The organism is Knoellia pratensis, assembly GCF_042666395.1.
GTDB lineage: Bacteria > Actinomycetota > Actinomycetes > Actinomycetales > Dermatophilaceae > Knoellia > Knoellia pratensis.
This window is the reverse complement of sequence record NZ_JBHTDJ010000001.1, coordinates 453,497-473,572: the sequence shown is the minus strand read 5'-3', so window position 1 is coordinate 473,572 and position 20,076 is coordinate 453,497. Positions and strand designations below refer to the sequence as shown.

General features: G+C 69.1%; 17 protein-coding genes. 7 read left to right on the top strand and 10 right to left on the bottom strand.

All coding sequences use genetic code 11. From position 1 onward, the window contains the following. Window position 1: 1 nt before the first annotated feature. From ACFQRE_RS02205 to ACFQRE_RS02190, 4 genes are read right to left on the bottom strand one after another with little or no spacing between them, the layout of a single operon-like run. The gene (locus ACFQRE_RS02205) at window positions 2-1,483 is read right to left on the bottom strand and encodes a serine/threonine-protein kinase (RefSeq protein ID WP_380118390.1); all 1,482 of its coding nucleotides are present in this window, start codon (window positions 1,481-1,483) and stop codon (window positions 2-4) included. Further along, window positions 1,480-3,078 carry an FHA domain-containing protein gene (locus ACFQRE_RS02200; protein WP_380118388.1) on the bottom strand — a complete coding sequence of 533 codons (1,599 nt, stop codon included), beginning with the start codon at window positions 3,076-3,078 and terminating at the stop codon, window positions 1,480-1,482. The genes ACFQRE_RS02205 and ACFQRE_RS02200 overlap by 4 nt, the downstream gene beginning before the upstream one ends. A gap of 11 nt (window positions 3,079-3,089) precedes the next feature. Then, window positions 3,090-3,905, bottom strand: coding sequence for a PP2C family protein-serine/threonine phosphatase (locus tag ACFQRE_RS02195; RefSeq protein WP_380118386.1), 816 nt, complete (start codon window positions 3,903-3,905; stop codon window positions 3,090-3,092). Continuing rightward, window positions 3,902-4,384 carry a hypothetical protein gene (locus ACFQRE_RS02190; protein WP_380118384.1) on the bottom strand — a complete coding sequence of 161 codons (483 nt, stop codon included), beginning with the start codon at window positions 4,382-4,384 and terminating at the stop codon, window positions 3,902-3,904. The genes ACFQRE_RS02195 and ACFQRE_RS02190 overlap by 4 nt, the downstream gene beginning before the upstream one ends. A gap of 268 nt (window positions 4,385-4,652) precedes the next feature. Here ACFQRE_RS02190 and ACFQRE_RS02185 point away from each other — a divergent pair, with 268 nt between their 5' ends. Then, the gene (locus ACFQRE_RS02185) at window positions 4,653-6,821 is read left to right on the top strand and encodes an RICIN domain-containing protein (RefSeq protein ID WP_380118382.1); all 2,169 of its coding nucleotides are present in this window, start codon (window positions 4,653-4,655) and stop codon (window positions 6,819-6,821) included. 26 nt (window positions 6,822-6,847) lie between these two features. On the opposite strand, the gene ACFQRE_RS02180 is transcribed toward ACFQRE_RS02185, so the two are convergent. After that, a complete protein-coding gene (locus tag ACFQRE_RS02180) occupies window positions 6,848-8,299 on the bottom strand; it encodes a CCA tRNA nucleotidyltransferase (RefSeq protein ID WP_380118380.1) in 1,452 nt (483 codons plus the stop codon). Window positions 8,300-8,375: 76 nt separating this feature from the next. On the opposite strand from ACFQRE_RS02180, the gene ACFQRE_RS02175 reads away from it, so the two are divergent. The 6 genes from ACFQRE_RS02175 to trxA all read left to right on the top strand — a co-directional run bounded on the left by ACFQRE_RS02175 (window position 8,376) and on the right by trxA (window position 14,114). Next, window positions 8,376-8,858 carry an NUDIX hydrolase gene (locus tag ACFQRE_RS02175; protein WP_380118378.1) on the top strand — a complete coding sequence of 161 codons (483 nt, stop codon included), beginning with the start codon at window positions 8,376-8,378 and terminating at the stop codon, window positions 8,856-8,858. Window positions 8,859-8,921: 63 nt separating this feature from the next. Next, entirely contained in the window at window positions 8,922-11,168 is a 2,247-nt protein-coding gene (locus ACFQRE_RS02170) for a hypothetical protein (RefSeq protein ID WP_380118376.1), read from the top strand. 1 nt (window position 11,169) lies between these two features. Continuing rightward, the gene (sigM, locus tag ACFQRE_RS02165) at window positions 11,170-11,766 is read left to right on the top strand and encodes an RNA polymerase sigma factor SigM (RefSeq protein ID WP_380118374.1); all 597 of its coding nucleotides are present in this window, start codon (window positions 11,170-11,172) and stop codon (window positions 11,764-11,766) included. Window positions 11,767-11,851: 85 nt separating this feature from the next. Then, window positions 11,852-12,628: a hypothetical protein gene (locus ACFQRE_RS02160; RefSeq protein ID WP_380118372.1), complete on the top strand. Its 777-nt coding sequence runs from the start codon at window positions 11,852-11,854 to the stop codon at window positions 12,626-12,628. Window positions 12,629-12,729: 101 nt separating this feature from the next. Beyond that, complete coding sequence (gene trxB / locus ACFQRE_RS02155) at window positions 12,730-13,746, top strand: thioredoxin-disulfide reductase (RefSeq protein ID WP_380118370.1); 1,017 nt, start codon at window positions 12,730-12,732, stop codon at window positions 13,744-13,746. A 32-nt stretch (window positions 13,747-13,778) separates the two neighbouring features. Then, window positions 13,779-14,114 (top strand): thioredoxin, encoded by a 336-nt coding sequence (gene trxA / locus ACFQRE_RS02150; protein ID WP_380118368.1) that lies wholly within the window; start codon window positions 13,779-13,781, stop codon window positions 14,112-14,114. A 92-nt stretch (window positions 14,115-14,206) separates the two neighbouring features. Here the strand turns inward: trxA and ACFQRE_RS02145 are convergent, their stop codons facing one another. The 5 genes from ACFQRE_RS02145 to yidC form a co-directional block, all read right to left on the bottom strand. Next, window positions 14,207-15,343, bottom strand: a complete 1,137-nt coding sequence (locus ACFQRE_RS02145; protein WP_380118366.1) for a ParB/RepB/Spo0J family partition protein — start codon at window positions 15,341-15,343, stop codon at window positions 14,207-14,209. After that, window positions 15,340-16,479: a ParA family protein gene (locus ACFQRE_RS02140; RefSeq protein ID WP_380118364.1), complete on the bottom strand. Its 1,140-nt coding sequence runs from the start codon at window positions 16,477-16,479 to the stop codon at window positions 15,340-15,342. The genes ACFQRE_RS02145 and ACFQRE_RS02140 overlap by 4 nt, the downstream gene beginning before the upstream one ends. Window positions 16,480-17,559: 1,080 nt before the next feature. Next, entirely contained in the window at window positions 17,560-18,249 is a 690-nt protein-coding gene (rsmG, locus tag ACFQRE_RS02135) for a 16S rRNA (guanine(527)-N(7))-methyltransferase RsmG (RefSeq protein WP_380118362.1), read from the bottom strand. A gap of 20 nt (window positions 18,250-18,269) precedes the next feature. Next, on the bottom strand, window positions 18,270-18,926 hold the full coding sequence (locus ACFQRE_RS02130; protein WP_380118360.1) for a Jag family protein: 657 nt from the start codon (window positions 18,924-18,926) through the stop codon (window positions 18,270-18,272). Window positions 18,927-19,017: 91 nt separating this feature from the next. Next, entirely contained in the window at window positions 19,018-20,025 is a 1,008-nt protein-coding gene (gene yidC, locus ACFQRE_RS02125) for a membrane protein insertase YidC (RefSeq protein ID WP_380118358.1), read from the bottom strand. Window positions 20,026-20,076 lie beyond the last annotated feature (51 nt).

The following is a 20,076-nucleotide window of genomic DNA, read 5'->3' as shown; positions in this document are numbered from 1 at the left end:
GTCAGCCTCCGGTCACGCATTTGACGGGCGAGAAGGGCGAGGAGTTGCCGGTGGCACGAGACACAGCCACCTGGGCACAGACGGTCTGGCCCGGCTTGGCAGGAACCGTGTAGGGCATCTTGCGCACGGTCTGCACCTGGGCCTTGGGGACCTCGGCCTCGCTGGCCGCGATCTTCATCGGATAGAAGTCGCCCTTGCGGACGCCGGCGTACTCCCAGGTGAAGGCCACTCCCCCCGTGACGCCGCGGCCGTCCAGGCCCGGCTGGTCGGGGATGTCGACGACCGGCCCGCCGGGCCCGGTGGTCACGGACGCCGTGGGGGCATCGGTGGCGTCGGTCGGCTTGTCGCCGCGGAAACCGACGGCCCAGACGAGGGCGCCGACGAGCACGAGCAGCAGGACCCCGACTCCGGCGAGCAGTGCACCGCCGCTGATCGTCGTGGCCTGCGGGCCGTCGTCGGTCGTGGCGTCGGTCGTGGCCGGCCGGGCCGAGGGCGTCGGCGTGTAGGCCTGCGGCGACGAGACCAGGGGGGCGCGCACGCTCGTGCGGTCGGGGTCGGTGTGCTCGGGCGCGGCCTGGCCCCGGCTGTCGGCGACGGTCGTGTGACCCGACTCGTCGAGGACGACGATGGGGGTGCGGGCGAACCGCTGCTCCTGCTCGATGGCCTGGAGGGCGCGAGCGAGGTCGATGGCGCTCTGCGGGCGGGCGTCCGGCTTCTTGGCCATGGCGTGGCCGAGGAGTCGTTCGAGGCTGACGGGGACGTCGGCACGGCCGGTCTGGGGGACGGGCGTCGCGCGGATGCGCGGCATGAGCGAGTAGGCCGAGTTGTCGCCGCCGGGCTGCTCGAACGGCGAGCGCCCCACGAGGAGATGCCACAGCGTCGCGGCCAGCGAGTAGACGTCACTGCGGGCGTCACCGTTGCTCTGGCCGTAGAGCACCTCGGGCGGGGACCACGGCACGGAGACGCCCACGTCCTCGTCGTGTTCCTCCTGGCCACCACGCCCGGCGATGCCGAAGTCGGTGAGGCCGGGTGCGCCGTACTGGCTGATGAGGACGTTGGCCGGCTTGATGTCGCGGTGGATGATGCCCGCGCGGTGCGCGGTCTCGACCGCAGAGGCCAGCTGTATGCCGGTCCGCAGCACCTCTTCGACAGTGAGCCTCTCGCGCTTGGCCCGGGTCGCGAGGTTGGGCGGCGGGTAGTACTTCATGACGAGGTAGGCCCCGCCGTCGGGAAGCGTCTCGCTGCGGAAGACCTGGACGATGTAGGGGTGGTCGGCGAGCTGGGCCATGGTGTTGGCCTCGTCGACGAACTGCCGCAGGATCGTCGGGGTCAGGCCTTCGCGCTTGAGGACCTTGACGGCCACGGGCATGCGCGGCTGCTGCTGCTCGTAGAGGAAGACGTCGGCATAGCCGCCGGAACCCAGCGGTTGGCGGTAGACGAGTCCGGGGATCTCCGGGGCGGAACCGGGTGCTGCTTTGGTCACTCGGAGACCTCGTAGGTGAGCGAGACCTCGTCCGCGAGCGTGAGGATGGCGCCGGGTTCGATGCCGAAGTCCTCGGTCGGGCGAAGCCGGACGGGTTCCTGGCCGGGCAGGGTCACCGTCGTGCCGTTGGTCGAGCCGAGGTCGCGCACGAGGACGTGCCACCCCTCGAGGATGACCTCGGCGTGGTTGCGCGAGATGTCGTTGTCGCGAGAGGCGAGCCGCACGAGGTGGGGCCGGCTGCTCGGCGGCAGGTCGGCGTTGACCTTGGGCGCCCGGCCCAGGAGGATCCCGCGGTCGAGTGGAACGAGGCCACCGGTGGAGACGACGAGGGTCCCGAGCTGAGGGCGCGGGGTCTGGAACGGCTGCTGGGTGGGGATGTCGCGACCACAGACGCGGCAGTTGCTCGCGTGGGGCGACGAGTGGTGGCCGGCCGGGCAGATGACGGCGAGCACGACGGGGCTGTCAGCGGGGCCTTCGGTGCCCGGGGTCAGGGCGCTGCGATCCATGGTCACGTCCGGCACGGGCGGTGGGCCGGGCGCGGCGGGGTCGGCCACCGCCGCCGGTGCGGGTTCCTCGCTCGGCGACTGCTGCATGGGCGAGGGACCGGTCATGCCCCAGTTGTCCGGGCCGGTGGGGCCGTCGGCGGCGACGGGCTCCGGGCTCGGCGCGGCCGCTGCGTCCGGCATCGGCACGGGAGGCGCGAGCACGGGAGGGGCGACGGGTTCGGGGGCACTTCGGGGTTCTGCCTGCTGTGCGGCGGCACCCCCGGCGTCGGGGAGGGTGCGCCAGGGAACGCTGTCGATGAGGACCTTCTTGTCCTCCACGGGTGCCTTGACCGGGGGGATGCGCTCGGAAGGCGCCGCCCCGGCGTACTCCTCCGAGGGCGGCAGCGTCATGTCGGCCGGGGGAACCGGGGGCGCAAGCGCGGCCGGGGAGATCTCGGGCACGTCGTCCACGACGGGCTCGGCTTCCGCTTCCTGCTCAACCTCTGGCTCTGGCTCTGGCTCGGGTTCCAGCTCGGGCACGGGCACGGGTTCCAGCTCGGGCACGGGTTCCGGCTCGGGGACAGGTTCCGGCTGAACCTCCGGTTCGGGTGCGACCTCGGGCTCGATGTCTTCTTCGGGCTCGACCTCGGCCACTGCCTCCAGCTCTGCTTCGGCTTCCCGCTCCGGCTCTGCCTCCGGCCCAGCAACTGGCACCGGCACCACCACGACAGCGGGACGGCCAAGTCGGGCTGGGCGGCGCCAGCCGCCCTTGGAACCGTCACCCAGCTCGATGACCGCAGCGTCGAGATCAACGTCGCTCCACGGCATACGCCCGTGTGAGCTGACCGGGGAACCGTCGGCGCGCACGACAGCCTCGCCACGCACGACAACCCGCGCGACCTCACCGGAAGTGTCGACCAACGCGAAGTCCGGCAGCGCACCCAGTCCCTCGCGGGCCAGGGCGGCAAGCACGTCAACGACGCCCGCAGCGAGCGCACCCTGCAACTCGTCGGCGAGGCTCGCGGGCCCCTGGACGATCAGGTGTCGGTCGGCGGCGGACAGCGCAACCCACCCCGCGGAGGGCTGGGTCGAGACCTCGGTGCTGCTCACGGTGGTGGTCCTCAGGTCGGCATCAGGGTGTGACGGGGAGCCGTGTCGGCCTCGTCATTGTCATCTTCGTCAGCGTCGAAGGCGACGACGACAACACTGATGTTGTCACGACCACCTGCCTCGACGGCGGCGATGCACAGGGCATCGGCAGCAGCCTGGGGGTCGTCGTACTTCTGGAGGGTCACCATGATCGTGCGGTCGTCGATCTCGTTGGAGAGTCCGTCGCTGCACAGGACGAAGCGTTCGCCGGGGTGGGGCGGGAAGACCCAGACGTCGGCGTTGGGCCCCGGTTCGGTGCCGAGCGAGCGGGTGATGATGTTGCGGAGCGGGTGCCGCTGCGCCTCTGCGGCGGTGATGAGTCCGGCGTCGACCATCTCGCGGACCTCGGAGTGGTCCTGCGTGACCATGCTCATCCGGTTGCCGAGGAAGCGGTAGACGCGCGAGTCACCGACGTTGAAGACGATCCAGTGGTCGGCGCCGCCAGCGTCGACGACGGTGAGACCGGCGACGGTGGTGCCCATGCCGGTCTGTTCGGGATGACGCGCGGCCGACTCGAGGATCTCGCGGTTGGTGCGACGGAGCAGGGCGACGACGTCCTCGGAGCGCACGTGCTCGCGGGTGTTCAACTCACCGAGGCACTGGACCGCGATCTTGCTCGCGACCTCACCGGCCGCGTGGCCGCCCATGCCGTCGGCGATCGCGTAGACGCGTCCCTCGGCGATGAGGTTGTCCTCGTTGTGGTCGCGAACCCGGCCCACGTGGGTTGCTGCGCCGGAGCGGATGCGCACGTCAGGCCCGGTGAGCGCGGCGTAGTGGCCGGCACTCACGCGCCGTCTCCACGCGCAGGGGTCACCCGCGCGGTCTCCAGGACGTCCTGGACCTCGTCGTAGTCGCGCTCGGAGTCGGGGCCGGCGATGCGACCCGTGAGGCGGACGAGTTGGGTGACCTCACCGACGGCAACGGCCGTGAGGAGGTGGACGAGGTAGACGGGTTCGCCGTCCTCGATCCAGGAGACGTTGAGACCGGTCCACTCGCGGCCGTCGAGGTCGACGGCGAACGTCGGGTCCGACTCACCCTCGTCGTGGGACTCCGCCTCGACGACGAGGTCGTCGACCAGATCCGCGGTGCTCGCCTCGTGCGACGTGTGGATGTATGCCGCCAGCTGGGGTGCGAGGTCCCCTCCCCTGCCGTGGCTGACGCGGAAGAGTGCGTCGCCCCCGGGTTCGGCGACCCAGCCCTCGGGCAGGGTCAGCTCGATCGTCGGGAGCTGCGGACTGAGCGCGCTCGGGTGGCCCACCGTGGGCATCGGGGCCACCTCCAGGGGCGGTCGAGGGCAGCGCCCTGATCGGGCGCCGTGCATGATCCGAACCAGCCTAGCCGTGCACGCGGGATGCGCACGATGGGGAGAACTCCCCATCGTCAGCGCGGGTCCCGAGAATCCCCAAACGGCCACTGGCGGGCATCGCGGAGAAATACAGTGAGGCACGCGTCACCACCACGGCCGGGGCGCCGAACCTGCGACGCATCGATGAGCGCGAGCAGGGGCGTCTCGACTCTCAGCCAAGGGAATGACCATGTCCAGAGCCGCCTCGATCTTGTCTCGCCCCCTCCTGCCCCTGCTGGTCTTCGCCACCGCATGGGTCGGCCTGCCCCTTCCCCCCGCCCAAGCGGCTGCCATCAGCAGCGTGGTGTTCAACAACATCAGTGGCTCACCGGCGCTCAACACGGACCCGACGTCGTCGGACGAGTCCGACGACGTCAGCGTCGGGAGCGGCGGAGACCTCTACCTGCCATCCTCCGCCACCGCGTCCAGTCTGGGCGGCTGGGTCGTCCTGGACGACGGGACCCGGACGCCGTTCGACTCGGCGGACTACGACCTGACGCCCGGCAGCACGAACGGTGAGTGGATGCTCACCTTCACAGGGCCCAACGCCGGCACTCCCATTCCGGTCCACCAGTCCGCCACGGTGCCCTCGATGTACATCACCACCGGTTCGGGGCTGGCCGCGATCGAGGCGGACAAGGAGTTCGAGGACACCGGCGCGTCGATGGCCCTGGTCGACGCAGGGACGGCGGCTGCCTACAACGGTGCGCTCTCGGAGATGAAGGGCCGCGGAAACTCCACCTGGGCCTATCCCAAGAAGCCCTACCAGATCAAGCTCGCGAGCAGCACGGAGCTGGTGCCCGGGGCGGGTACCCACAAGACCTGGATCCTCCTGGCCAACTACCTCGACCAGTCCTTGATCCGCAACAAGCTCGCCTTCGACCTCGACGGATCGGTGCTGGCCCGTGCGGGCGCCACCGACCACTCGATCAAGGGCCGGATGATCGACCTGTTCATCGACGGGGGTTTTCGTGGTTCGTACTACCTGACCGAGAAGGTTCAGGTGGGACCGACGCGGATCGCGATCCCCGACCTCCAGAAGGCCAACGAGGCGGCCAACCCCTCGGGGGTGTCCGCAACCCCGGTCACGACGACGTCCCTCACCGGAGCGCCCGGAATCAGGGAGGCCCGCTACGTGCCCTTCGCGCAGACTCCGGCTGGCTTCGAGACCAGCGGGTACCTGCTCGAGATGGACTTCGCCTCCGGAGCCCGAGGTGAGCGTTCCTATGTGATCACCCGGTATGGAACGCCCTTCGCCCTCAAGGGGCCGGAGGACGCGAACGCCCAGGAGGTCGCCTTCATCGGCAACCGGCTGCAACAGCTCGAGGACGCGATCTATTCACCGAGCGGCCGCAACTCAAGCGGGGTGCACTTCTCCCAACTGATGGACGTGGCAGCGTGGGCCCGCTACTACCTGGTCCAGGAGATGACCGCCAACGACGACGCCTTCAAGTCGAGCACCTACCTCTACCTGGACAACGGAGGGCTGCTGCGCCCCGGCCCCGTGTGGGACGCCGACAGAACCTTGGGAGCGCTCCGCACGGCACCGGACGTGGGCCGCGCACACGTCGGTGATCCGGCGCGTCTGAAGCCGCGGTGGATCCCCCAGCTACTGGCCCAGCCCACTTTCCGCGAGGCAGCGCAGGCGCAGTACAAGGCCGTGGTCGGTCCCGCGGCCGGGGCACTCGTGGGTCCGAGCGGTCTCGTCATGCGCGATGCCGCAGAGGTGGCCCGGTCCGCCGCGCTCAACAAGCTGCGTTGGCAGCCGAGCCTTCAGAGCGTGACCTTCAGCACTCCGAGCAGGGACATTTCCCGCCTCCGCTCCTACGTGACCCGCCGCCACGCCTGGATGACCGGCGTGTTCCAGGGCACCTACGCGTCAGGGACCTTGCCCGCCGATGGCGTCTACACGATCGGCAATGGGGGCGTCGCCCTGGACATCAGGTCTGCCTCGCTCGCTCCCGGCGCCACGCTCCAGTTGTGGACACCGAACGGAACCGCTGCACAACGTTTCCGGCTGCAGCGCAGGGCGGACTCCTACTACACGATCACGAACGTCAACTCGGGGCTGGCTCTTGACGTCAAGGGCGGCGCGGCGGCCGACGGCACCAGCGTCTGGCAGTACGCACCCAACGGCTCGAACGCGCAGAAGTGGCGAGTGAGCACCCTGGACGGCCGCACCTACACGATCGCTTCCGCGCTGGGAACCCCAGTCGTGGCCGACACCGGTGGTCCCGAAGACGGCTACGTGCTGGACGCGGCGGTCGCCGGCACCCAGGGGAGCCCGATGCAGATCTGGCGATCGACGTTGGGTGCCGATCAGCAGTTCAGCCTCACGCTGGTGTCGCCCAGCCCCTGAGTGCTGCGCACACCGTGCCTGAGCAGTCAGAGCTGAGCGGATTCGGGTTGGTCTGCCCACCAGGTGCGGAGTCGGTCAGCCGCGGCCTCGGGACCGATGGGGCCCTCGTCGAGGCGTACCGACAGCAGGTACTTGTAGGCGCGACCGAGCACCGGCCCGGGCTTGATGCCCAGCACGTCGGCGATCTCGTTGCCGTCGAGCTCGGGACGCACCGCCGCCAGCTCCTCCTGTTCGAGGAGCAGGCCGATGCGGCGTTCGAGCTCGTCATAGGTGCGCGACAACCGTTGCGCCTTGCGGACGTTGCGCGTCGTGCAGTCCGCGCGGGTGAGTCGGTGCAGTCGCGGGAGCAGCGGTCCGGCGTCGGTGATGTAGCGCCGCACCGCCGAGTCGGTCCACGCCCCGTCGCCGTAGCCGTGGAAGCGCAGATGGAGCTCGACGAGCCGCGAGACCGCCTTGATCGTCTCCTTGTCGAAGCGCAATGCCTTGAGTCGCTTCGCCGTCAGCTTCGCGCCGACCACCTCGTGGTGGTGGAAGCTCACGCCACCGGCCGGCTCGAAGCGACGCGTCGCCGGCTTGCCGATGTCGTGGAGCAGGGCCGCAAGCCGCAGGACGAGGTCTGGGCCCGGCACCGACTCGGCGGGTCCGTCTGCCGGACCCTCGAGGTTGATCGCCTGCTCGAGGACGATGAGCGAGTGGTCGTAGACGTCCTTGTGCCGGTGGTGTTCGTCCACCTCGAGCTGCAGCGCCGGAAGTTCGGGCAGCACGTATGCCGCGAGCCCACTGATCGTGAGCAGCTCCAGTCCCGCACGGGGCCGGGGGGCGAGCAACAGCTTCACGAGTTCGTCGCGAATGCGCTCGGCCGAGACGATCTCGAGACTGGCCGCCATGGCCTGCATCGCGGCATACACCTCGGGAGCCGGGTCGAGACCGAGCTGCGCGACGAAGCGCACGGCCCGCAGCATCCGCAAGGGGTCGTCCCCGAAGCTGACCTCAGGGGCGGCGGGTGTGCGCAGCCATCCGGCCTCGAGGTCGGCGAGCCCGCCATGCGGGTCGACGAACTCGAGTGACGGCAACCGCAGCGCCATCGCGTTGACGGTGAAGTCGCGCCGGACGAGGTCCTCCTCGAGCGACTCGCCGAACGCCACGACCGGCTTTCGGGTCACACCGTCATAGGCGTCCGCGCGATAGGTCGTGATCTCGACGATGGTCTCGACCCCGCCGACACGCCGACGGGCACCGATCGTCCCGAACTCGCGGCCCATGTCCCACGTCGCCGTACCCCACGCGCGCAGGATCGCCTCGGTCTCGTCCGGCGACGCGCTGGTCGCGAAATCGAGGTCCGGTGGCGTGCGGTCGAGGAACGCATCGCGCACGGGACCACCCACCAGAGCGAGCTCATGGCCCGCCTGCGTGAACAGGGCACCCAGCTCGGTGAGCAGCGGCAGCACCGGTGCGAGACGGGCGACGGCCTGCTTCATGAGCGCAGCGGGGGGCGGGGTGGGCGACACGAGTGACAAGACTAGGTGCATCAGCCGGCGTGGTTAGAGTGACTGGATGAGCCATGCCGCAGCGGAACCACCCCGGGTCACCCGGCGGCTCCCTGCGGTCGAGGAACGATCCGCGGGTGGCGTGGTCGTCGACGTGCACGAGGGTGAGGCCCGGATCGCCGTCATCGCACGACGCAACCGCGCCGGTCGGGTCGAGTGGTGCCTGCCCAAGGGGCACATCGAAGGTGCCGAGACCCTCCCGCAGACCGCCGCCCGCGAGGTCGCGGAAGAGACCGGCATACAGGGCAAGGTCCTCATCGAGCTGGGCACGATCGACTACTGGTTCGCGGTCGGTGACCGGCGGATCCACAAGTACGTCCACCACTACCTCCTCGAGGCCGTCGGTGGCGTGCTCACCATCGAGAACGACCCCGACCACGAGGCGATCGACGTGGCCTGGTTCGCCCTGCGCGACGCCCACCGCCACCTGACCTTCCCCAACGAACGCCGTATCGCCCGCATCGCCTGGCAGCGGCTCGCCGGAGACTGACCCCACGTCCTCCGCCCCTGCACCACTTAGGATGGGCGCGACACTGAGCGGAAGGGGCACCCGTTGGAGGGCGTCGGACCGGGAACCACCCTCGATGGGCGGTACACCACGCAGCGCAGGATCGAGCGGCGCCACGGGGGCGAACGCTGGACCGCTGACGACACGACCCTCGGGCGCTCCGTCGTCGTGCTCTGCTTTCCCGAGAGCGACCAGCGCTCCAGCGCCCTGCTCGACGCCGCCCGCCGCGCCGCAGGTCTCGAGGCATCCACGCTCCACCGGGTCCTCGACGTCGGCCGCGAGAACGGCGTCGCCTGGGTTGTCGAGCCCGACAACGCCGGTGCCCGATCGTTGGCCCAACTGGTCCACGAGGGCGGGCTCCCCGCCGACGAGGTCCGTCGCATCGTCGGTGAGGTCGCGACCGCCCTCGAGTCCGCCCGCCAGCGCGGCCTGCACCACCTCGACCTGCGACCCGAGGACGTCCTGCGCACCCTCGACGGCGAGGTTCGCCTGCGTGGCGTTGCCACCGGCGCGGCGCTCGTCGAACTCGATGATCTCGAGTCCGACGATGCCTCTCGTCGCGACGCCATCGGCGTCGTTTCCTTGGCGTATGCCGGTCTCACCGGTCTGTGGCCCGGTCCCGGCCAGACGTCGCTCGGGTCCGCTCCGCGCGTGCTCGGGGGCGTGGCCGCTCCGTCCGAGATCGCTGCCGGTGTGCCGCGCGACCTCGACGCCCTGTGCCGTCTGACCCTGGGTGAGGACCAGGGGCCGACGTCCCCGGGCGACTTCGCGCGCCAGATCGCGCCGTGGCCCTCGCGTCAGGTGGCCGGACGATCGACGATCGCGACGACTGGTGCTGTCGACCCCCGCGTCCCGGCCGCCTTGTCCACCTCCACCGAGCCGACGACACGGGTCATGCCGGTGCCGGCGCCGGCTGCTGCACCGGCTCCCGTCACGCCTCCTGTCCCGTCCCCTTCGGCACAGCCCGCGCCGAGCGCCACGCCGCCCGTTGCGCTCACGCCGGCTGCCCTCGCCCGTCGCGATGAGGACGACGTTCCGACGCACGTCATCGAACGCCCCGAGCCCGAGGTGTCCGACGCGCCAGTGGCGTCCGCGGGCAGCCCCGTCACCGAGGCCATCCCTGTCCTCGACGCCCCGGAGAGCACGACCCCGCGTCGCCAGCTCGAGAGCACCGCGGAGTTCGGTGTCATCAACGATGACGTCACCGACAGCGGCGGCGTCGAGAGCGACCACGACGACTTCGACCACGACGACAGCGATCACGAAGACGGCGATGGCCACGGCCGGGCCGCCCGCACCCCCGCTCACGCGGCCACAGCTCCCGAAGCCGGTTCCGGCGCCGCGGCCACCGCGACAGCCACTGCAGCAGCCAACGCGGCGGCGAGCGCCGCAGCAGCAGCATCGGCCGCCGGTGCTGCCATGGCCGGTGCCGGATCGGCTGTCGCCGGTGCCATGGGCCGAGTGGGTTCGCGCGTCGGCACGTTCGGTCGGCAGGTGGGTGACCGCGCGTCCGAGAAGGCCGCAGAGCGTCGCGGCTTCCACGAGCGGATCACAGCGCCCAACGCGCCCGGCCTCACGCCCGACGGTGAATACCTGCGCCCGGGCACGGGGACCGACGCGTTCCTCGAGGCTCCGGCCCCACTCGTCCCGGCCCAGCCACTCAACAGGCGCGAGTCCAAACTCGCCCTCGGAATCGTTGCCGCCTTCCTCGTGCTCGCTCTCGCCCTCGGCATCCGCGGAGTGATGCAGATCGGCTCCAACACCAACATCGACTTCGGTGGTCTCCCGACCCGCTCGGCCAGTGCAGCCCCCAGCAGTTCGGCGACCGGAGTTGAGCCCAGCGCCAGTGCGACGACCGGTGAAGCCCTGCAGATCCTGGGCGCCGACGGGTTCGACCCCCAGGGTGATGGTCGCGAGAACGGCACCCGTGCACCTCGAGTCTTCGACGGCAAGACGTCCACGGCGTGGCAGTCCGAGGGCTACTCGTCCGCGGCCTTCGGCGGACTCAAGAAGGGCGTCGGCGTCAGTGTCGACCTCGGTCCCAACGTCGCCGCCCGCCAGATCAGCCTCACGCTGGGCAACGCCGCCGACGTCTCGGTCTACATCAACGGCGACCGCACCCTCTCGGGAGCCACCAAGGTGGGTGAGAAGGCGGACGCCAACGGCACCGTGACCTTCCCGGTCAAGGCCGGAACGATGGGCCAGTACGTCATCGTCTGGTTCACGCGCCTCACCACCGACGACAACGGCCGCTACCGCGCCATCCTCGGCGAGGTCGAGGTCAAGAACTGACATGGCCGACCTTGAGGGCGCCGACGATCGCGCCCTCATGGCCCGACACGTCGCAGGCGACCCGGACGCGTTCGGAGAGATCTTCCGACGCCACCGTGACCGGCTGTGGGCGGTCGCGGTGCGCACCATCGGCGATCGCGAGCTCGCGGCCGACTGCGTCCAGGAGGGCTTCATCAAGGCCTTCCGGGGCGCCAGCTCCTATCGCGGTGACGCCGCGGTCTCCACGTGGCTGCACCGCATCGTCGTCAACGCCTGCCTGGACCGGATGCGACGCGAGCGCGACGTCCTGCGTCGCGCTGGCGACGCGGCCGACATCGACATCATCGACAGCCACGACCGGCACGGTGAGTCCGAGACCGGGCTCGACGTGCGCGCGGCCCTCGCTCGACTTCCCGAGCACCAGCGCGTTGTCCTCGTTCTCGTGGACATGCACGGTATGCCGGTCGCCGAGGCAGCGGCAACGCTCGGTGTCGCTGTCGGCACTGTGAAATCGCGCTGCGCGCGGGGCCGCGCCGCCCTCGCGGAGATTCTCGGACAGGCGCAGATGCTCAGTCAGGCGCGCGATGGGGTCGAACGGGAACCTGGGGCGACCTCATGACGTCCTACCCACAGGGCCACACCTCCCCGCGCGCGCACTGCGAACGCGCGGGCAGGAACACGACACATGGTCTGAGGAGCTGGTGGTGAACACGCACGACGACGACACGGACCCGACCGGGATGCGGGCGCTGCTGCGCGGGCTCCCGGAGCCGGGGCCCATGCCCGACGACCTCGTCCACCGGATCCACGCCTCGCTCGCCGACCTACCACCGTTCGAGGCCACGACGGATCGCGGTGATGCCGCCACTGCCGATGTTTCACGTGGAACCACCAGCGCGACCCGCCCGGCCTGGTGGATCCGACACGCGGGCAAGGCCGCCATCGCCGCCGTGGTGCTCGTCGGTGGCGGCGCCATGGCCACGGGTCAGCTCGGCTCGCTCGGGTCCGGCGACGATTCCAGCAACGCCTCCTCCGCAGGCTCCGCTGGGGGCGACCAGTCGGACACTCTGGCGAGGACAACTCCCGACTCCGACACGTCCAAGGAGTTCTCGGCGGAAGGCAGCAGCGGCGCCGAGGTCACGCTCGGGGAGATCGTCCTTCGTCAGTCCGGTCGTGACTACTCCGCCGCGAGTCTCGCGACTCAGCTGGCGGGCGCCCACAGCCTGCCGACTGTGAGTCCCTTGGCCGCCGAGGCGCCCGGGATCGGGCCGATCGGCACCGAGAACGGCGTCCGTTCGTGCCTCGAGGCGCTGGGACTGCCCCGCGCCAGTGCAGCGGATGTGGACCTCTCCACCCTCGACACCACACCCGCAGCGGTCCTGATCGTGACCGTGGCAGGCGAGCGGACGGCATACGCCGTCGGTCGTGACTGCACCACCGGCAACCCCTCGGTGCTCAGCGGACCGGTGCCCCTCCCCTGACCGCGGGTCGGGGCGCGTGTCGGGAACACTGAGCGCCTAGGATCAGTTGCATCGTGACCACCGTATGTAGCGGTGGTTCCCCATCACTGCCACAAGGGACGGTGTTCGTGAGCTCCTCCGCCAACGCAATCAATGGCCAGGACGCCAGTGCCCTGCGAAACGTCATCATCATCGGGTCCGGCCCAGCCGGCTACACCGCTGCCGTGTATGCCGCCCGCGCCAACCTCCAGCCCGTCCTGTTCGAAGGGGCCGTCACCGCCGGCGGTGCCCTGATGAACACGACCGAGGTCGAGAACTTCCCCGGCTTCCGCGACGGCATCATGGGTCCAGACCTCATGGACGAGATGCGCGCCCAGGCCGAGCGTTTTGGTGCTGAGCTCGTCACCGATGACATCGAGTCCGTCTCCCTCGACGGCGAGATCAAGTCCGTCGTCGACGGTGAGGGCCGCACCTGGCGTGCTCGCTCGATCATCCTGGCCATGGGTTCGGCCTACCGCGAGCTCGGTCTGCCCGACGAGAAGCGTCTCTCGGGCCACGGTGTCTCGTGGTGTGCGACCTGCGACGGGTTCTTCTTCCGCGACCAGGACATCGCCGTCGTCGGTGGCGGCGACTCCGCGATCGAGGAGGCCACGTTCCTCACGAAGTTCGCCAGGTCGGTGACCCTCATCCACCGACGCGAAGAGCTGCGCGCCTCCAAGATCATGGCCGAGCGCGCCCTCACCAACGACAAGATCAGGTTCGCCTGGAACAGCGAGGTCGCTGCGGTCAACGGTGGCGACAAGCTGTCCGGTGTGACCCTGCGCGACACCGTCACCGGCCAGACGAGCGACCTCGCCGTCACGGGCCTGTTCATCGCCATCGGACACGACCCCCGCAACGAGCTCATCAAGGGCGTCATCGACCTGGACGCTGAGGGCTATGTCCTCGTCGAGGGCCGTTCCACGCTGACCAACCTGCCCGGCGTCTTCGCCTGTGGCGACCTCGTTGACCACACCTACCGTCAGGCCATCACGGCTGCCGGCTCCGGGTGCGCTGCTGCCCTCGACGCCGAGAAGTTCCTCGCTGCCTCCGAGCACGCAGGAGCCCCGGCCCCCGACGCCGCTCTCATCGCCCACTGACCGCCCCCAGCCCCACCCCGGAAGGACCCACCATGGACACCACCACGTTCACCCGCACCACCGACGACGTTTCGTTCGACGCTGACGTCCTCAAGAACAGCAAGATCACCCTCGTCGACTTCTGGGCGCCCTGGTGCGGCCCGTGCAAGGCCATCGCCCCCGTCCTCGAGGAGATCGCGCGTGACCACGCCGACGTCCTCGACGTCGTGAAGCTCAACACCGACGAGAACCCCGCCGTCACCGGCAAGCTCGGCATCACCTCGATCCCGACGCTGCACGTCTACAAGGACGGCGAGATCGTCAAGACCATCGTCGGCGCGCTGCCCAAGCCCAAGCTCCTTCGCGAGCTCGAGCCGTTCCTCGCCTGACGTCCAGCAGCCCATCGACGAAGCCCCCGGTCAGTGACCGGGGGCTTCGTCGTTGTCGTGAGTTCCGCTGTGTCCCAACGGAATTCACTCAGTCAGGCCTGACCCCTCAGGTGCATCGCATCCAAGATGCGGTTGAGGTCCTCGACCGAGGCGAAGTCGATGGTGACCTTGCCCTTGGACTTGCCGAGCGCGATGCCGACGCGCGTCTCGAGGCGATCCGAGAGGGACGCCGCGAGGTCGTCGAGCTGGGGGTGGCGGCCGCCGGCGCGCGGGCGACGCTTGGCGGGCTTCTCGTCCTCGACGCCGAGGGAGACGATCTCCTCGACCGAGCGGACCGAGAGGCCCTCGGCGACGATGCGCTGGGCGAGGCGTTCCATGGCGGCGTTGTCGGAAACGCCCAGGAGGGCACGGGCATGTCCGGCGGAGAGGACTCCGGCGGCGACGCGGCGGGCCACGATGGGCGGGAGCTTCAGCAGGCGCAGGGTGTTGCTGATCTGAGGGCGCGAGCGACCGATGCGGGTGGCGAGCTCCTCCTGGGTGCAGGCGAAGTCGTCGAGGAGCTGCTGGTAGGCCGCGGCTTCCTCAAGGGCGTTGAGGTTGCTGCGGTGAAGGTTCTCGAGGAGGGCGTCGCGCAGGAGGTCGTCGTCCTCGGTGGCCTTGATGATGGCCGGGACGCTGTCGTTGCCGGCCTCGCGGCTGGCGCGCCAGCGGCGCTCGCCCATGATGAGTTCGTACTGGACGCCCTCGGGGACGTCCGTGGCGTCGGCGGGGATGGGGCGCACGACGATCGGCTGGAGGACGCCGATCTCGCGGATGCTGTGCACGAGCTCAGCAAGGTCGTCCTCATCGAAGACGGTGCGCGGCTGCCGGGGGTTGGGACGGATCGAGTCGAGCGGAAGGTCAGCGAACTGCGCACCCGGAACGGCGACGAGCTCGGGTCCGTCGGACGCCGCTTTCGATGCGCCGTTCGTCGGCTGGTCCTCCGAGCCGTTCTGGTCGCTGACCTGCGGCGATGCCCCGTTCTGGGCTCCATTGGCAGGAGCCTGCGTGGTCGATCCAGCGCCTTCCGAGGTGGGTCGCTCCGCGGTGTCTACCGAGCCGGAGTTCGCCTGCTCCGCCGGTCGCTCCTTGAAGAACACGTCGGTTGGGCGGGTGGCACCGGTGCCACCCGCTCCCGGCGGAATGAGGGCACCGAGTCCGCGGCCCAGGGCACGTCGCTTGTCGCTCATGGGCGATCCTCACTGTTCTCGGCGGCGTTCTGCGCTGCCATCTCGGAGGCGGCCTCGAGATAGGAGAGGGCGCCGCTGCTGTTGGGGTCATACGTCATGACGGTCTGGCCGTGGCTGGGGGCCTCGGAGATGCGGACCGAGCGCGGTACGGAGGCCTTGAGTGTCTGGTCCGGGAAGTGGCTGCGGACCTCGTCGGCGACCTGGGCCGAGAGGCGGGTCCGGCCGTCGAACATGGTGAGCAGGATGGTCGACACGTGAAGGTTCGGGTTGAGGTGATCACGGATGAGCTCGATGTTCTTGAGCAGCTGCGACAGACCCTCAAGGGCGTAGTACTCGCACTGGATCGGGATGAACACCTCACTCCCCGCAACGAAGGCGTTCACGGTCAGCAGCCCTAGGCTCGGCGGGCAGTCGATGAACACGTAGTCCAGCGTCTCGCCCTGCTCGGTGAGTTCGGCGACATACTTCGAGACGGCCTTCTGAAGGCGTGTCTCGCGCGCCACCAGCGAGACGAGCTCGATCTCTGCGCCGGCAAGGTCGATCGTGGCCGGCGCGCAGAACAAGCCGGGCACGTCGGGGCAGACCTGCACGACCTTGCTCAGTGGGTCCCCATCCACGAGGACGTCGTAGATGCTCGGCACCTCGGCGTGGTGGTCGATCCCGAGCGCCGTGCTGGCGTTCCCCTGCGGGTCGAGGTCGATGACGAGGACCTTCGCGCCCGCCTGGGCCAACGCAGCCGCCACGTTCACGGTCGTCGTCGTCTTACCGACGCCACCCTTCTGGTTTGCCACGGTGAGTACGCGGGTCTGTGCCGGACGAGGTAGGTCGCGACCCACCAAGGTGATCCGCTTGCGAGTGTCCGCAGCCACCGCCTGTGCCAACGGGGTGTCCGCGCCAGCCTCGGGAATGTCAGCCACGTCGCCGTTCGACTCACGCGAGACCCGGGCCAGCGCATCGGCTGCCTTCTCCGACTCACTCGGCTGTGTTTCACGTGAAACATCGTCAACTTCGTTCTGGACTGACACGGGCTCAGTCTCCCCCACTGCACCGTCACTCCCCGCCACCGACCCGGCATCCAGCCCCGACTCGTCGCCATCACCGCTCACGACCACCTCCGCAGCCAAGTCCGGCTCCATCTCAGGGACTGTGGCTGTCGCTGCGACAGGCGTTTCACGTGAAACATCGGTGGTGCGGACCACCCCGTCCTGCCCAGGCCACCCCAAAGGAGCACTCTCGGAGCCAGGAAGGGCTGGATATCCCAGCCCAGGGGTCACGCGGCGTTCGGCCTCGACTGCCATCGTCGGGAACCACCTCACGGTCGTCGGTCAGGGACCCCCAATCCAAACCCAACCACCTCCGACACGCCAAACCCCGGACACGCCAATCCCCCAGTTCCGCTCACAGCACAACGTTTCACGTGAAACCCGCCTCGCATGGCGCCTTTTCGTCCGTCGCGGTGAACCTCGGATCGCCATCACCCCATCCGCGCTCCGCGCGCAGACCGCACTCCGCGCGCCCACGTAGAGCGTGGGACCCGCGGCCAGACCCAGCCAGCGGCGATCCCAAGATTCTCCACTCCTTCAACGTCACCTGCCGCTGGGGTCACGTTTCACGTGAAACACCGCGCCCCGCGGCCCGTGCGAGGCGCGCACCTGCTGGTTCGCCGTCAGTCTCCCCGCGACCTCCCCAACCCCAGCCAAAGACTCCCCCTGCCATGGCGGGTCCCTGTGCAAGGCGCTCTCAAAGGTTCGCCGCTTCGGAGCAGCCCACGTTTCACGTGAAACATGAGTTCCCCCAACCACCCCCGCCCTCAGACGACTCGCTAGAGCCATCGCCAACGCCAGATGAATCGAGCCTCTATATAGGGAGTCGTGGATGGCGGCCGAAGCCTGCAGGAGGACGAGACAACCCACCTAGGTGACCGCGACACCTCAGGCGACCACGGTGAGGTCCCGGGAGCCAAAGGAGAGCAAGAAGCGGTGACCCCGGCGGAAGAGTCGGCGCAGGTTCACGAACCGAGGTGCGCTGGAAGGCAACCTCGAGGAGCAGGGAGGTGCTCGTTCGCCGCTGGCTGGGCCTGGCGGGAGCCGGGAGCGCGTCCAGCGCGCGAGCGGCGGATGGGATTGCGGCGAACGAGCACTTCAGTGCGACCACCGAAGACAAACGAAAAGCGGCCCAGGCTCGAGGAGAACCGGGGCCGCTGGACGAGCGAGGGGTTAACGCTTCTTCTTGCCCTTCGCAACCCGCGTCTTGGGCTGGAAGGTGAGGTCCAGAGTCAGGGTGGGTTCGTCGAGGACGGTGGAGCCGTGGGAGGTGATCGCCGCCTCGACGAGGCCCAGCTTGTTGAGCTCGCGGCGGTCGGCCTCGAGTTCCTCCTGAGCGGATCGGCCCTTCATGGCGACGACGGTTCCGCGGCCATCGAGGAGGGGGACGCACCACCGGGCGAGCTTGGCGATGCGGGCGACCGCCCGGGCGGTGAGCCAAGGGGCGGAGAGGACGCCGACGAACTCCTCCGCGCGGCCGCGGTGGACGGTGACGTTGTCGAGGCCGAGGTTCGTGACCGTGGTGGTCAGCCAGTCAGTTCGGCGCTGCATGGGCTCGACGAGATGGATGTCGAGGTCGGGGCGAGCAATGGCCAGGGCCACGCCGGGGAGGCCGGCCCCCGAACCGACGTCGATCAGCTTGGCGCCCTGCGGGAAGGCGTCCTCAATGACGGCACAGTTGAGGACGTGGCGCTCCCACAGGCGGGGGACCTCACGAGGACCGATGAGCCCGTGGGTCACGCCGGTGTCGGCCAGGATCTCGACGAAACGGATGGCGGCCGGCATACGGTCACCAAACACCGCAGCCGCACCCGAAGGTGCGGCTGCGGGGACGGCACTGGTGGTGTCGCCTTGGTCTGTCACCGTTTCACGTGAAACATCGCTCACGCGGGCAGGACCACAACGTGACGGCGGGGCTCGACGCCCTCGGACTCGGAGGACAGGCCAGCGGCCAGAACCTCGTCGTGGACGACCTTGCGCTCGAACGCGGTCATCGGGTCCAGGGCGGCCCTCTCACCGGACTCCTTGACGGAGTCGATCGCGACCTTGGCGACCTCGACCAGCTCGGCCCGACGACCGGCACGGTGACCGGCGACGTCGAGCATGAGGCGGCTGCGGTGACCGGTAGCGGCCTGCACGGCCAGCCGGGTGAGCTCCTGGAGGGCATCGAGCACCTTGGCGTTGTCACCGACGAGACGGCGAGGAACGCGACCCTCCTCGGAGTCGACGATCGCGACGGCGGCGCGGTCCCCATCGATGTCGACGTCGATGTCTCCATCGAGATCGCAGATGTCGAGGAGGTTCTCGAGGAAGTCGGCCGCAACTTCGCCTTCCTTCTCGAGGTCGGCGGGTGCCTCCTTGGCAGCAGGCTTGTCCGTGTTCTCGGAGGTGGTCTCCGTCCCGGACTCCTCCACCTCGGAGTCGTCCTGTGACTCCTCGACGTCGGTGGACTCGGTGGACTCGGTGGACTCGACGGTGGCGGTGGGGTCCTTGTCGACCGCAGCGGTCTCTGCGGTCTCCTGGTCGGTCAGTTCACTCATCTGGTCGTTCCTCTCATGGCGGCTACACCTTCGTCGGCCGATCCGGCGCCGTATCGTCGCAGGTCAGAGCCCTGATACGGCAGTTGTGGTCTCAGTTGTCGGTCTGGGGCTTCTTCTCGGCGATGGCCCCGGAGCCCGGCTTCTTCTTGGCGCGCTTCTTGCCCTTGGGCTGGACGCGCTGGCGGGTCCGCTCTGCCGCGGCTTCGGCCTCGGCTGCCTCAGCGGCCTTGCGCTCGGCCTCGCCGGGGATGGGCTTGCCGCGCTTGGCAAGACGTTCGTGGAGGGCCTTCTCGGCGGCAGAACCGGGGGCCGGCATCTTCCGGATCACGTAGAACTGCTGGACCATCGACCACACGTTGGTGGTGAACCAGTAGAGCAGGACACCGATCGGGAAGTTGATACCAGAGACCGCGAAGACCACCGGCATGACGTACATGATCAGCTTCTGCTGCTTGGCGAACGGATTGTCCAGGGCCGACGCCGGCATGTTCTTGGTCATGAGCTGGCGCTGCGTCGTGAACGTCGTCGCCGACATGAGGATGATGAGGACGATCGTGACGATCTTGGTCGTCGTCGTCTCTGCGCCGATGAACTTGTCGGAAAGTTGCGCACCGAACAGGGTGGCCGACTCCGCCTGGGCTGCCACCTTCTGGGTGATCGGGCCAATGGCCTTGTCCGGGTCCTTCGAGATGCCCTCGAGGCCGTTGAGCACGCGGAAGAGACCGAAGAAGAACGGTGACTGCACGAGGATCGGCAGACAGGAGGAGAACGGGTTGGTGCCCTCCGACTTGTAGAGCGCCATCGTCTCCTGGGTCATCGCCTGGCGTGACTCAGGGTCGCTCTTGCCCTTGTACTTCTTCTGGATCTTCTGCAGCTCGGGTTGGATGAGCTGCATCTTGCGCGAGGCGTTGATCTGCTTGACGAACAGCGGAATCATCGCGGCACGCATGACCAGGACGAGCCCGATGATCGACAGTGCCCACGCAGCACCCGATGCGGGGTCGAGCCCGATCCAGGTGAATGCCTGGTGGAAGCCGTACATGATCCACGCGACGAGGAGCTCGATCGGGTAGATCAGGCTCTGGAAAAAGTCTCCCATGCTGTCCTTCGGTTGTTCCGGCGTCTCTGCCGGAGTGGGCCCTCACATGAT